This window comes from Alteromonas sp. ABH4_457, assembly GCF_056160625.1.
Window position 1 is genome coordinate 17,934 of the sequence record NZ_JBSWXN010000010.1, and the last position, 14,191, is coordinate 32,124.

At 42.5% G+C, this 14,191-nt stretch carries 7 protein-coding genes; all 7 read left to right on the top strand.

Annotation, left to right across the window (positions count from 1 at the left end; genetic code table 11):
• Positions 1-359 precede the first annotated feature (359 nt).
• Entirely contained in the window at positions 360-6,254 is a 5,895-nt protein-coding gene (locus ACXAGR_RS22750; RefSeq protein WP_474852697.1) for a DUF4011 domain-containing protein, read from the top strand.
• A gap of 569 nt (positions 6,255-6,823) precedes the next feature.
• On the top strand, positions 6,824-8,668 hold the full coding sequence (locus ACXAGR_RS22755; RefSeq protein ID WP_474852699.1) for a hypothetical protein: 1,845 nt from the start codon (positions 6,824-6,826) through the stop codon (positions 8,666-8,668).
• A 127-nt stretch (positions 8,669-8,795) separates the two neighbouring features.
• The gene (locus ACXAGR_RS22760; RefSeq protein ID WP_474852701.1) at positions 8,796-9,527 is read left to right on the top strand and encodes a HipA family kinase; all 732 of its coding nucleotides are present in this window, start codon (positions 8,796-8,798) and stop codon (positions 9,525-9,527) included.
• Positions 9,524-10,384: a DUF3037 domain-containing protein gene (locus ACXAGR_RS22765; protein WP_474852703.1), complete on the top strand. Its 861-nt coding sequence runs from the start codon at positions 9,524-9,526 to the stop codon at positions 10,382-10,384. Before ACXAGR_RS22760 ends, ACXAGR_RS22765 begins: the two co-directional genes overlap by 4 nt.
• Positions 10,385-10,550: 166 nt before the next feature.
• On the top strand, positions 10,551-11,150 hold the full coding sequence (gene recR, locus ACXAGR_RS22770; protein WP_474852705.1) for a recombination mediator RecR: 600 nt from the start codon (positions 10,551-10,553) through the stop codon (positions 11,148-11,150).
• 160 nt (positions 11,151-11,310) lie between these two features.
• On the top strand, positions 11,311-13,233 hold the full coding sequence (htpG, locus tag ACXAGR_RS22775; RefSeq protein ID WP_474852707.1) for a molecular chaperone HtpG: 1,923 nt from the start codon (positions 11,311-11,313) through the stop codon (positions 13,231-13,233).
• A 310-nt stretch (positions 13,234-13,543) separates the two neighbouring features.
• Positions 13,544-14,188: an adenylate kinase gene (gene adk / locus ACXAGR_RS22780; RefSeq protein ID WP_303575456.1), complete on the top strand. Its 645-nt coding sequence runs from the start codon at positions 13,544-13,546 to the stop codon at positions 14,186-14,188.
• The last annotated feature ends 3 nt before the right edge of the window (positions 14,189-14,191 follow it).

Sequence of the window (14,191 nt, forward strand, 5' to 3'; positions counted from 1 at the left end):
GCTCGCAGTGTTCACAACGTAGTTGTGAAGGTTGCTGATTCTTGCTCCGCAAAAAATTCAGCAAGTTTGCTATGGCAAACGAAAATCGTGGTAAATCTGCGATGCTGACTCCGGCTTCGTCGATTACTGTGTTTCACAAAGCAATCAACTACGCAGCAGTTGTTGAGCTTCGCTCAAGTGTTTTAACAAACTCTTACAGAGTTTGTACTTAATGCTTTTTCAAAGCGCCAATGCGACAGCAATAGTCGTGAAAACGACAAGTGCTTTTCTAATTCTGATTAGACTTAAGTAGAATGAAAGGGTATTAATGAACAATAATCCCTCAGATAGAAGGGATAATGTTCGGAAGGAGCCGAAAGATGAACGATGTAGTTGTTAAAAACATAAGCCAAACGAAAATTGATATCCACGTCGAAAACACCTCGACATTTTCTCTAGCTGCCCAGCAAAATGCTTATCCTGTTTTGAAATCCATTCGAATAAGCTTCCCTAAGGATGATGAACAGGAGCTTACATCGTTTAATTCACTTACTGTCAAATTGAAAGCAATTGACGGATGGGTCGAAGAAGAAATCTGGTATATAGACAGATTAGAGCCAGGCCAATCTATTAGTTTGAAGATCAAGGAACTGAGATTTCCTTTTGAAAAACTGTTCGGAATTACAGAAGAGGTTTCTCACGATCTTTCTTTTATTGTCCTTGATGAAGGTCAGAAAATCTTAGCTGAAAAACATAAAAAAATTCATGTGTTACCAGCAAACTATTGGGGAGGTGAAGAAAGGCAGCCAGCTTTGTTAGCTGCTTTTGTTAAGCCCAACGGACTTTACGTAGAATCACTTATCAGACAAGTGGCAATCGTACTCGAACAAGGAGGGTTTGGTCGCTCTGTAGATGGATATCAATCTAATACCCGAGAAAAACCATACGTTATGCTTGCTGCATTGTGGAATGTAGTATTCAAAGAAAAACTTGCATACGTAAGTCCACCACAAGGTTTTGCGACTTCAGGCCAGCGTATCAGGTTGGCTGCCGATATTAGTCATTCGCGAATGGCTGCTTGCTTAGATTCATCTTTATTATTTGCCAGTTGTATAGAAGCGATGGGACTTAATCCTGTAGTGGCTGTTACGAAAGGTCATGCATTTGCAGGGGCATGGTTAATAGATGAAAAGCTTCCGATTCTAACCAATGATGATCCTCAGGATATTCGGAAAAGAATTGATAACAGAGATTTAGTCTTGTTTGAGACGACTCTGGTCACCAATGATTCGCCTGTAACATTCGAACAAGCCAAAGATCATGCAAGGGATTTGCTTTCAGAGGATAAAGAAAAAGATTTTGTAATGGTAATCGACATTGCGCAGGCCAGGGCGCAGTCAATAAAGCCAATGTCCACTGTAGAGGAAAAAAAGGAAGAATCTACATCGTTAGAGGGGGCTGATGAACTGGATTTACCTGTGATTCCTCCATTGCCTCCTGTGAGAAAAGATGAGCAAATTGTAGTTGAAACACCAGAGACCAGAATAGATACATGGTCTAGAAAGTTATTGGATCTCACGAAGAAAAATAGCCTGCTTAATTTCAGTGATAGGGCAATATCAATAAAATTATATTGTCCAGATATTGCAGCTATGGAAGATATGCTCGCTGATGGTACAAAGTTTAAATTCTTGTCAGCTCAGGAAAGTCCGCATTTTGACCCGAGCAGAGATAGTGAGATGTTCAGACTCCAAACTGGGTCAGATGTTCATCGGGACTATGCTCTGAATCAGTTGAAAAACAATGTGCTTATTGCTAATCAGCCAAGTAAGAGACTTGAGAAAAATTCAGTAGAGCTGTTCAGAAAGGCTAAGAATGATTTAGAAGAAGGTGGTTCAAATACTCTGTTCTTGGCTTTAGGGTTTCTGAAGTGGAAGGAAAACCCTGAAGATTCGAGAAGTTATAAAGCCCCATTGATCCTCATCCCCGTTAAATTAACAAGACGAAGTGCCAGAGCGCCCGTATATGTTGAACAATTGCAGGAAGAAGAACCTATTTTCAACTTAACGTTAATAGAATTCTTGCAATCCGAGCAGGATATAAACCTTAGTGAGTTCAAAGATGAATTGCCGGAAGACGATAGCGGGATAGACGTGCCGTATATCTGGCAGCGTGTAAGAGATGCAGTCAGGGAGCAGGCTGGTTTTGAGTTGGTAGAAGAACTCGTATTAGGTTCATTTTCATTTGCTAAATATTTGATGTGGCGTGATCTTCGAAATCGGCTGGACGATTTAAAAGAAAATATGTTCGTCAAGCATCTAGTTGATAACCCCCGCGAGCCTTATCCACAAGAAAGTCAGTTTATTGAAAGGGAAGAAATAGACGATAAGCTCGACCCCGCCAAAATATATACACCTCTCAATTGTGACAGTTCGCAGTTGGTTGCTGTCGATGCCTCGGCACGCAGTCAGGACTTCGTTTTAGAAGGCCCTCCTGGCACAGGAAAGTCGGAGACAATCGCAAACATCATTGCTCACAATCTCGGACTAGGCCGAAAAGTTTTATTTGTTGCAGAAAAAATGGCGGCATTAAATGTGGTTTACCGTCGTCTACAAAAAGTAGCCCTAGACCATTTATGCCTTGAACTACATAGTAATAAGGCCAACAAGAGAGCAGTCTTAGATCAACTGAATATCGCATGGCAAAAGCGAGAAGGTCTGAATCCCAGAACCTGGGATATGACGGTTTCAGAACTAAAGGGGAAGAAAGAAAAGTTAAATAACTATGTGAGAGCACTGCATCACAAGTCTCAATTTGGTTTATCTGCACGAGATACAATTTCTGTTATTGCACTAAACAACGAAACTTCAAAGGTAAAACTAGATTGGCCGCAGGATATTCAAGCTGCCCCAATCTCAACTAAAGACGAACTCCTTGCCACAGAAGGCTTAGTTGAACAGGTAGCTATTGCATTTGCAGACGTCCGTGATTTAGATATAAGCGCGTTTCAAGTCGTATCAGCAACAGAATGGTCAAACCTCTGGCAATCAAATCTTCTTTCTGCGATTCAAAACTGGCAAGCAAAGTTCAGCATCCTAAATGAGAAGGTTGATGAAATACTTCCCATATTTTCGCTAGAAAGGATAGAGAGAACTCTTTGTAATCTCGATAAATTAACCAACATAAGTGTTCTGGCAAATATTGCGTTAAAGAATGACATCGCATTTGCAATTGATACAGGTGCTAAAGACAGAATTGAAATAATTAAAGACTTGTCTACTGCTAAGGCTCAGTTCGATGAGAGCATCAATTCGGTTGCTCATGGTGTTACATGTGACAATCTTGACTCTGTTCCTGTGAAACAGTGGCGGCTATTAGCGGAAGAAGCAGAGACTGGTTGGTTAAAATCATTTTTCAATAAACGTAGAATAAATAGTGAGGCTGCTTCGATAGGCATATCCAAAATTGACGACTATTCAATTTTTGATCAGATCGAAGAATGTCAGAAGCTGAAGAAAGTTATTGAACAAAAGATAGTCCAACTTGAAGATTATCCTATTTGGATGGGGTGGAGCACTGAACCACATGCTATTGATGAGAAGGCTGAAATAGGGTTAAAGGTTCGACAGTGCCTGTCTGCATTGATCAGCTTAACGGATGAACCTGCTGAAATCCTAATACCCGCCAAAAAATGGTTTGTTGATGGTAGAGAGTTTTTAGCAGAATCGAAGCTCTATGCTACGTCTGAAGCGTACCTTGTCGCGATGAATGAATTCAGTATTCAAAACGACGATATCTCTTTAATGGGGCTGGATATTGAGGCTAATAAGTCACTTTTAAGCGTTGACGAAAATTTCACAGACATAGCTTCAAACGCAAATAAATTAAAAAATTGGTGTGAATGGCAGTCAGCAAAGCAAAAAGTTGCTGAATTGAACCTTCAAATCCTTGCTAGCAAGTTAGAAAATGGGGAAGTTGACCACAGTGAGTTAAGTGAACAGTTCCGGCGTGGGTTTTGCGCTTGGCTAGCCCCATTACTGATCGATGAGAGTAATGAGTTAAGGCAATTCAAACCATCAACGCATGAGCAGACAATCGAAGCCTTCAAAAAGCTTGATGAAAGGGTTGCTCAGATTACAAGTGATTACATCATTGCGCTCGCTTCTCAAGAGAAACCCGTTAAAGACGGAGAGGGAAACCCTAAAGAATTCGGTGTACTTTCCAAAGAACTTCAGAAGAAAACTCGACATATACCTATTCGCTCACTGATTACGGAGTTAGGTGAATCCTTACTTGAGCTTACTCCTTGTCTGATGATGTCACCGCTATCAGTCGCACAATTCTTACCTTCTGATTTTAAGGGGTTCGATTTAGTTGTTTTTGATGAAGCCTCTCAGATGACGACCTGGGATTCTGTTGGCGCAATTGCTAGGGGTAAGAACGTCATCATCGTTGGTGATCCTAAGCAAATGCCTCCTACCAACTTTTTTTCCGCTGGAGCTGGTTCAGATGACCCTGATGAAGAAGATCTTGAATCAATATTGGATCAGGCTCTTGCGGCTAGGTTACCTCTGAAGAGATTAATGGGGCACTACCGCAGTAAGCATGAAACCCTCATCGCTTTCTCTAACAATAAGTATTATGAAAATTCACTCGTTACTTACCCATCTGCGGAAACGAAAGAATCCGCTGTGTCGCTACACCGTGTCAATGGCATCTATGCCAAAGGTAAAGGGCGCAACAATACAGTTGAAGCAAAAGCCGTTGTCGCAGAAATTGTACGCAGGCTCCTCGACAAGAACGAATGTGAGAAATCAATCGGTGTTGTAACACTGAACACTGACCAGCAAAGAACCATAGAAGACTTACTCGACGATGCAAGAAGACAGCATCCAAACATAGAGCAATATTTTCAGGACGGGCCTGATAAAGAACCTGTATTCGTGAAGAACCTGGAGTCAGTTCAAGGCGATGAGAGGGACATAATTATGCTTAGCTTGGCATATGGCCCAACCGAGCCTGGCGCCAAGACCATGAGCATGAATTTCGGGCCGCTTAATAAGAGTGGTGGCGAGAGAAGACTGAATGTAGCTATCACGAGAGCAACAACGGAAGTTGTTGTATTTAGTAGTTTTGACTCATCGATGATAGACCTGAGCAGAACCAATTCTGTTGCCATAGAGCATCTCAAACATTTCTTAGAATTCGCCGAAAAAGGCCCCATTGCATTGGCAGAAATTGCCTACGCTGAACATGGTGTAGACCAGTTCGATAGTGAATTTGAGCAGGCGGTTGCCCAGGCACTTCGCTTAAAGGGCTGGAAAATTCAAACCCAGGTTGGTGTTAGCAAATTCAGAGTCGACTTAGGAATACTTCACCCAGATAAACCTGGAAGGTATATCGCTGGTGTGGAGTGTGACGGAGCTACTTATCATGGCTCTCCAGCTGCTAGGGACAGGGACAGAGTAAGACAGATAATTTTGGAAAGCCTTGGATGGAGCATTGTTAGGTTGTGGTCGACTGATTACTTCGTCGACCCTGAATCGGCCATTGATAAGGTAGATTCAAAATTACGTGAAATTCTTGATTTGGAGAGGGAGAAAGATAGTCTGCAAGAAGCAGAAGCAGAAGCAGAAGCAGAAGCAGAAGCAGAAGCAGAAGCAGAAGCAGAAGCAGAAGCAGAATTTAACTCTGATTCAGCAGTCTTAGCTAAAGGCTCATCACTCAATATAGTTAGTAATAATTCAATAGAATCAATAGAAGATGAAGAGCAAAGCCATGAAGGGGCGACCAAGCTGCTTAATGCTGCGGATTATTTTAAGCTAGAATATCAAGAACGACTTACTCAATTAGCAAAAGAATTGTTAACTGAGAGGCCTGGTATAACACTGCATTCATTAGCCCTCGAAGTTGCCAATTTACATGGATTAACCCGCACCAGTAAAAAGCAACTTGATTATCTAAGACAGGTTGTCGAGAACTTTGCAGGAATTAGAGAAAACGCAGGTTACTCTCCGACAATATGGAGTTCTCCTGAAGAGATTGTAGAACTTATTGAATGGCGAGGTCTTGAACCATTTGGGTATGAAAGAAAGTGGAACGAACTAGCATTTGAAGAGGCTTTGGGGCTTGCAAAATATGCTATTGGCAAAGATTCTGGTGATCCTGTCGATGTTATGTGCCAAGAATTTGCTTTGAAGAGGCGACATGAGACTACATTGCAAAAGTTCGAAGAGTGGGTTTCAAACATTAATAATCATAAATTGTCAGAGTAACGCCAAATTAAGCTCTCAAAGAAAATAGAGCACCGAAACGGTGCTCTAATAGTCAGAGAGATTTGCCATATACTCGTTCTTTGAGCAAGTGAACAAACAATCCGATGGTGTATATTGAAATAATGTACACCCAACCTTTCAGTCCTACGAACGGATAATAAGGGTGAGGAACAAATTGTGTGATAAGTTGAACAAACCAAACTGCGAATAAAATATCACCAATTACTATACACTCCTCAACAATCCACCTGAGGGTTCTTTCTTTTAAAAGATTTCTTACAATCATATTTTTCCTTTCTATCTGAATGACCTCGAAGTTAATTAGGTTTAGGACTAGAGGATTTTCAGGGAGGGCAATGACTTTATAAAAATCTACGGAATGATATTTATTTTGTAATCTAAGAGCATTTACACATATATGTGAAAGCTCAATCATTGTTTGCTTAAATTACAAATGGCGATAGTAAAATTAATACTTGTGTCGTTATACACTTTAAGTATCAAAGAGATAGGTGTATTGTAAGGCGAGCAAGTTATTAATAAATTACAAATAAAAACAAGGATCTGTTATGAAATTGTCTAACGTGTTGTCTATTGTTAACCAAGTTGAAAAGTCTAAGTTTATCAATGCTATAGACAGAATATGTGGTGATGCTGTAAAGCACGATAAAAAAATTGCGGCTCAACTCGACAAGTTAGACGGACAGATTAAAAACGCTTCCAGTACCGATATTACTCAACTTTTTAAAATCGTGCTTCCTTACTTCGAAAAGTCAGTCAGGGAACAGCTTGCAATGCTTGGTGCACAAGCGACGCTTTTAACAAATATTATGAGCAGAGATGGTAACTGCATAGCTCGTGTGACTTGGGTTGAAACGTTGTACACAAAAGAGTGGGATGTTATCAACGACAGAGCAAACGAACTCAAGTCTGAAATTGAGGCGGTCGATGATGGTGAGACGTTTACCGATGGTAAAAGGCTGGGTATTTATTATGCTTGCCTTAAAGAGGCATATTCGAATGACGAGCGTATTAACCGTGAAGCTAAAATTACGGATGACGAACGTGGCATTCTTAACGTTCTTGCCAAACAATTGGATGTTACAGCTGATGACCAGGCAGGAGTCGAGCACCTGATTGACGGCATCCCGAGAAATGGTGTTCAGGATGCTTTAAACGAGTTGCGAGAAATCGGCTTAGTCTTTATTAGTAGAAAGCTACAAACTGTGTATGTACCTGATGAAATAGTTAATCTGTTACATCGGTTACAAGGTAAAGAACTCGCAGATAAGCATTTACTTAGAATATTACGAACTCTCGGTGACGCAGAACTTTCTAACATTCTGAAGAATCATCGCAAGAAAATACGTGGCGTAGAGCGGAAAGAGAAAATTGAAAACATAATGAAGCTTGGCGTCCCAGCATCACAATTATTACAGGATGACTTGTTTAATGAAGACTCTAACGTTAATGACAAAAAAGAGCGACTCAAGCTGCTTATACAGGATTTAGATCTTGAATTGGACAAGTTGGGAACCACGCTCGATGAAAGAACGTCGCTAATTCTATATGCGTTGAATACCAGCACAGAGAAAGAGTTCAATGCTCTTAGCGCAACAGGCTTTAAAGAATTATTTGCCGCCCTTCAGAATCACTTCCCATCTCTGAGTACAGTTCTTAAACAGGAGTTTGAACTGGAAGAGCAAGAAGAGCTTGATGTAGAAAAGCTCAGGGCTTTGAGTATTACTCCTTACGACATCCTCTATATGCTTACGAATGATGAAGTCAAAGCTGTTGTCGAAAGTATGGGTATCAAGAAACGCGGTAATCTTCGCCTTAATATTCTTGCGAGTTTTGCGGACGCGACAGATAAGCTCATAGACAATTATGGGGCCTTGGCACGGAGAGACCTTGCAACATTAAAAGCTGACAATATCGAGATAGCTGAGGCTGACTTGGGCGTTAAGTTCGAAGAGGTTACCAAAGCTATATTTGAACAGCTTGGATTGTTGGTCGATGAAGACCTCCGCAGAGCCATAAACACAGCTAAAGACAAAGCTGATGTACTCATTTCACTCAGTGAAGACGATGTAATTGTTGGGGAAGCTAAAACCTGCAAAAACGGTGATTTTGCAAAATACTCTACTACTTCACGACAGGTTAAGGCTTATGTAAATCGATGTGAGCAGGCAGGAAAGCGAGTTGCTCAGGTGCTTATTGTCGCTCCAACGTTTTCTGATGACTTCGTAGAAAGTGCAGAAATGGATACAGAAGTTAATATCTCACTTCTTGAGGCAGATGGACTGAAGAAAATTCTTGATGCATATAAAGCGCGTCGTAACCCCAAGTTTTCTGCGAAGTTGTTTACCAAAGGTGGTCTTCTTAAAGCCGATCTTATAGCAAAAAATATTTAGCAAAAAGGGGCTAAAATTATGCCGCCACGAACTTTTCCAATTTAGGTAATCAGCCCTCGAAGTTATTGGAGGTCTTTTGTTTATTGAATACAAACGGAAGTTTTTAGAGAGTTAAAAGGCTAACCACTTGATAAACATAATCGAAATTCAACAACGGATGACCCAGGGGGTCACCAAACCCTGGCTGTGCCGTGGAGATGATGGAAAACTTTACGTCGTTAAGAGGTTGAATGCCGCATATCTCGGATGTATCTATGAATGGATTGCAGCCCAGTTGGGTACTCGATTTGGCCTGCCTGTACCAGATTCTCAACTAGTGTATATCGATGATCTTCTAGTTGAAGGCGACGATGAGTTAACTAACGATTTGGGATGTGGAATCGCGTTCGCTTCAGAGTTGAAAGATAGCTTGCAGGAAGTGAATTTAGATAGGCTTAGGGAAGTAAAAAAATCTCTGTTATTGGATCTTTTTATGTTTGATTACTGGATAAAAAACAGTGATAGAACGCTGACTGATAAGGGGGGCAACCCTAATCTCTACTATAACATCGTTACTGGCGATTTGGTGGTATTTGACCACAACTTGGCCTTTGAGCATGACTTTTCCAGTCTTGATCACAAAAGTATTCATGCAGCGAGTTCGGTAATTAAGGGGCAAACTGATCTATTTACAGATGTGATTGATAAAGCACACTATCAAGCTAAATTTGAAGAAGCTATGTTAGACTTTGATGCAGTCATTAATATCATACCTCAAGAATGGCTCGATGGACTTAAAGATGCCGATGGAGAAATAGATAGAATACGGGTACTATTGAACGACTTTGTAAACGAAAACTTTTGGGAGGCTTTAGCATGATTAACAGCAATTCTGTATACGAGTATGCAGTAGTACGCTTTATGCCTTTCATTGAGACAAGAGAGTTTGCAAACGTAGGTATTGTCTTGATCGAGCCTAAAGAAGGACGGCTTATCTTCAAGGTATCTCCAAAACGTTTTGGCAGAGTGACGAATTTCTTCGAAGAAATGGATAAACAGCTTTACAAACAAGCGGTTGAATCATTTACCGATGAATTAACGAGGCTACAGAGCTTTTGTCGAGCAAACCATCTAAGAAATAAAGAATTAATCGGCGTTTTTAGAGAACTTACCCGTCAGCGTGAATCTGTAATGCATTTTGGTAATGTCAGCAGGGTTTTAGCTAATGAAAGAGCTGAAAAAATGTTGGATAAGTTGTATCAAAAATTTGTTGCCCGTGATTTTGTAAATCAAAAGTACCGAGAGCAACAAATGGTCAAAGCTCTACGCGAGACTTTTGCTAATGAACTGGCTCACAAGTACAGCGAACGAAAGTTAAAAGCTGGGATTTACGAATTCACACTTCCTTTTGTAAGGAATACTAGTCAAGGCAAACGTATTATTAAACCGTTGGCTTTCGATCAGAAGACCGCAATGAGTGCTGCTGAGCATGGACTTATGTGGGTGAATCGGATGAAGGCTTTAGTTGAGAAGAACATTGTTATGCCGGAACAGGCGCTCATTGCAGTGGAGCCTCCCCTAAAGCCACATAATGACTTCAAAGAGGTTTATGACGAAGTCACAAGCTCGGTGGAAGACCTCGGCATTAATTTAGAGCAATTTGAGAACATAAGTAATATCGTCTCTTTTGCTCGTGATTCTGGGGATTACATCGATTCTTCAACTTCGTGGCAATAGTTTAGGCCCCTAATTCAGGGGGCCAAATAGGGGCCAAATTGAGAGTGATATTGAGTTATATTCAGTGATGGAAAGAATGAAAACACCGCTACAAGCCGCGAAATATCGCATAGCATCACAAATCATCAACGAAGCCTCATTTGGCTTCAAAATGCCGTTTTAATCAATGAAATTCAGTCCGCTTCTGGGTGAGCTAATCGAAGCGCTCACCTGTTTGCCCGGTGTGGGCAATAAAAGTGCCCAGCGTATGGCGTTTCACCTGCTCGAACGAAACAGGGATGGTGCCATGAAGTTGGGCACCGTGCTGCATAATGCCATGGAGCACATTCAGCATTGCCAGCAATGCCGCACGTTTACCGAAGATGATGTGTGCGAAATCTGCCGTTCGCCGAAACGTCAGGAAGCGGGTGTATTGTGCATTGTCGAAAGTCCGCAGGATGTGCTGGCCATCGAGCAAACCATGACATTTACCGGTACATACTTTGTCTTGATGGGACATTTGTCGCCCATCGACGGCATCGGGCCGGCTGATATCGGGCTGACCGAACTCGAAACGCGACTTAAAGCCTCTCCGGTATCTGAAGTCATTCTGGCAACGAACCCTACGGTAGAGGGCGAAGCCACGGCACATTATATTGCGCAAATGTGTAGCGGGCTTGATATCACGGCAAGCCGTATAGCGCATGGTGTACCGGTAGGTGGCGAATTAGAATATATCGACGGCAGCACGCTGACTCACGCGTTCTCCGGTCGCCGCACGCTTTAAGCTTCAGCATTTTTCTGCTCTGTCATTACCGTTGGCAGAGCATCATTTCACTCAATTTTATCAAATCTGATAAAAACCCCACTTTTCAGGTTGAAATTATTCCGGCCCGACCTTACTTCCTAGACTGAAATTGATTCAAATAGCTAGGAGACTCTGGTTTATGGCTGAAGCAGCCCAACAAGAAAAACATGGTTTTCAGACTGAAGTAAAACAGCTTCTGCAACTGATGATTCATTCTTTGTATTCCAACAAAGAAATCTTCCTTCGTGAACTGGTATCGAACGCAGCTGATGCTGCCGATAAGTTACGCTTCCGTGCACTGGAAAATAACAGTCTGTACGAAGGCGACGGCGAACTGAACGTGAAGATCAGTACCGATGCAGATGCAGGTACCATTACCATTGCTGATAACGGCATTGGTATGACGAAAGAAGAAGTTATTGCGAATCTGGGTACCATTGCAAAATCCGGTACCAAAGATTTCTTCAGTAAGCTTTCCGGTGATGCGGCAAAAGACTCACAACTGATAGGTCAGTTTGGTGTGGGCTTTTACTCAGCATTCATCGTGGCTGATAAAGTGACTGTAAGAACCCGTGCTGCCGGCACCGACGCCAGTCAGGGCGTTGAGTGGATTTCTGACGGTGAAGGTGAATTCACTGTAGCAGAAATTAACAAGCCTGCCCGCGGCACTGAAATCGTTCTGCACATTCGTGAAGAAGAAAAAGAGTTTGTTGATAACTGGCGTCTGCGCTCTATTATCAGCAAATATTCCGACCACATCAGCATTCCGGTGCAAATGTGGAAAGATGAGATCCCTGAAAGTGAAGGTCCTGACGGTGAAAAAACACCGGCTGTTCCCGGCGAATGGGAGAGTGTCAACAAAGCTACGGCATTGTGGACACGGGATAAGTCAGATATCTCTGAAGAAGAATATAAAGAATTCTATAAGCACATTTCTCATGACTTTGCTGATCCATTGGCATGGGCGCACAACAAAGTAGAAGGTAAGAGTGAGTACACCAGTTTACTTTACATTCCTTCTAAAGCGCCGTTTGATATGTGGAACCGTGATCAAAATCATGGCCTGAAGCTCTATGTCCAGCGTGTATTCATTATGGATGACGCTGAGCAGTTCATGCCAACGTACCTGCGTTTCGTAAAAGGTCTGCTTGATTCTAACGATCTGCCGCTGAACGTATCCCGTGAAATTCTGCAGGACAACAAAGTCACCCAGACATTGCGTCAGGGTTGTACTAAACGTGTATTGCAGATGCTGGAGAAAATGGCGAAAAACGACAGCGAAAAGTATCAGTCGTTCTGGGGTGAATTTGGTAACGTGCTGAAAGAAGGTCCTGCCGAAGACTTCAGCAACAAAGATAAAATTGCCGGCCTCCTTCGCTTCTCGTCAACTCATGGTGATTCCGATGCGCAAACTGTGTCTCTGGATGATTACATTGGCCGCATGAAGGAAGGTCAGGACAAAATTTACTTTGTCACCGCTGACAGTCTGCAAGCAGCGAAAAGCAGCCCGCACCTGGAGTTCTTCCGCAAGAAAGGTATCGAAGTGTTGCTGATGGGCGAGCGCATTGACGAATGGTTAATGTCTCACCTGACTGAGTACAATGAGAAGTCTTTCCAGTCTATTGCTAAAGGTGATTTAGATTTAGGTGACCTTGACGACGAGGAAACCAAAAAGGCGCAGGAAGAAGCAGAAAAAGAAGTGGAAGGTGTGCTTGAGCGCGCGAAAACTGCATTGGGTGACAAAGTTGTCGACGTGAAATTTACTCACCGTCTGACAGAATCACCTGCGGTGATCACGGCTGATGAAAACGGCATGACCACGCAGATGATGAAGCTGATGCAGGCTGCCGGTCAGACAGTACCGGATGTGAAATATCACTTCGAACTGAACCCTGAGCACCAGTTAGTGAAAAAGCTGGCTGATGTACAGGATGAAGCCCTGTTTAATCAGTGGGTAGGCGTATTGTACGATCAGGCAGCATTGTCTGAGCAGGGCAGTCTGAAAGACCCGTCCAGCTTTGTACGCAATTTAAACAGTCTGTTAATGAGTATGGCAAAATAAAGCCGGTTCACCGACTGTAAACATATGAAAACGGGTCTTTATGGCCCGTTTTTATTTTAACTATCACTTAAATTTATTTAGGTGAGATATTTCTTTACAAATCAATACACTATTCCTGCTGCTTAACCTTTAACGACTGGCTGTTAAAGAAATGTATGTCTTCACGCCTTCGAATGCCCTTACGACTATTGTTCATAAACCATGCGACATAGGTCGTATAATCTGACTCTGTACTTGCTATGGGCTTGTTTCGCTGATGCTTAGTGTGTAAAGTGCCCAACAGTTGAGAAAATAAAGCGGAGAGCGCAAAATGCGAATCATTCTTCTGGGCGCACCGGGCGCCGGTAAGGGAACTCAGGCACAATTTCTGATGGGGAAATACGGTATTCCTCAAATCTCTACTGGTGACATGTTGCGTTCGGCCATCAAGGCCGGCACTGAACTTGGTCTTGCGGCCAAACGTGTAATGGACGAAGGTAAACTGGTGTCTGATGACATCATTATTGGTCTGGTTAAAGAGCGTATTGCCCAGGATGACTGCAAGCAAGGTTTCCTGCTTGACGGTTTTCCCCGTACCATCCCTCAGGCTGATGCAATGAAAGAAGCAGGCGTATCTGTAGATCATTGCATTGAGTTTGACGTACCTGATGATGTTATCGTTGAGCGTATGGGCGGCCGTCGTGTACATCCTGCCTCAGGTCGTGTTTATCACGTTGTTTACAATCCACCGAAAGTGGAAGGTAAAGATGATGAAACCGGTGAAGAACTGATCATCCGTGATGACGACAAAGAAGAAACAGTACGTAAGCGTTTGGGCGTGTACCACGAGCAAACTAAGCCTCTGGTCAACTACTACTCTGCAGAAGCTGAAGCCGGAAACTGCCAGTACCACAAGCTGGACGGCACCAAACCGGTAGAGCAGGTCAGCAAAGAGCTGGCTGAGCTTCTCGGTTAAAAA

What these genes read in the sequence shown, in the direction of transcription:
- ACXAGR_RS22755 (WP_474852699.1), top strand. Translation starts at nt 6,824, where the DNA reads ATGAAATTGTCTAACGTGTTGTCTATTGTTAACCAAGTTGAAAAGTCT.
- ACXAGR_RS22765 (WP_474852703.1), top strand. Translation starts at nt 9,524, where the DNA reads ATGATTAACAGCAATTCTGTATACGAGTATGCAGTAGTACGCTTTATG.
- recR (WP_474852705.1), top strand. Translation starts at nt 10,551, where the DNA reads ATGAAATTCAGTCCGCTTCTGGGTGAGCTAATCGAAGCGCTCACCTGT.
- ACXAGR_RS22750 (WP_474852697.1), top strand. Translation starts at nt 360, where the DNA reads ATGAACGATGTAGTTGTTAAAAACATAAGCCAAACGAAAATTGATATC.
- adk (WP_303575456.1), top strand. Translation starts at nt 13,544, where the DNA reads ATGCGAATCATTCTTCTGGGCGCACCGGGCGCCGGTAAGGGAACTCAG.
- htpG (WP_474852707.1), top strand. Translation starts at nt 11,311, where the DNA reads ATGGCTGAAGCAGCCCAACAAGAAAAACATGGTTTTCAGACTGAAGTA.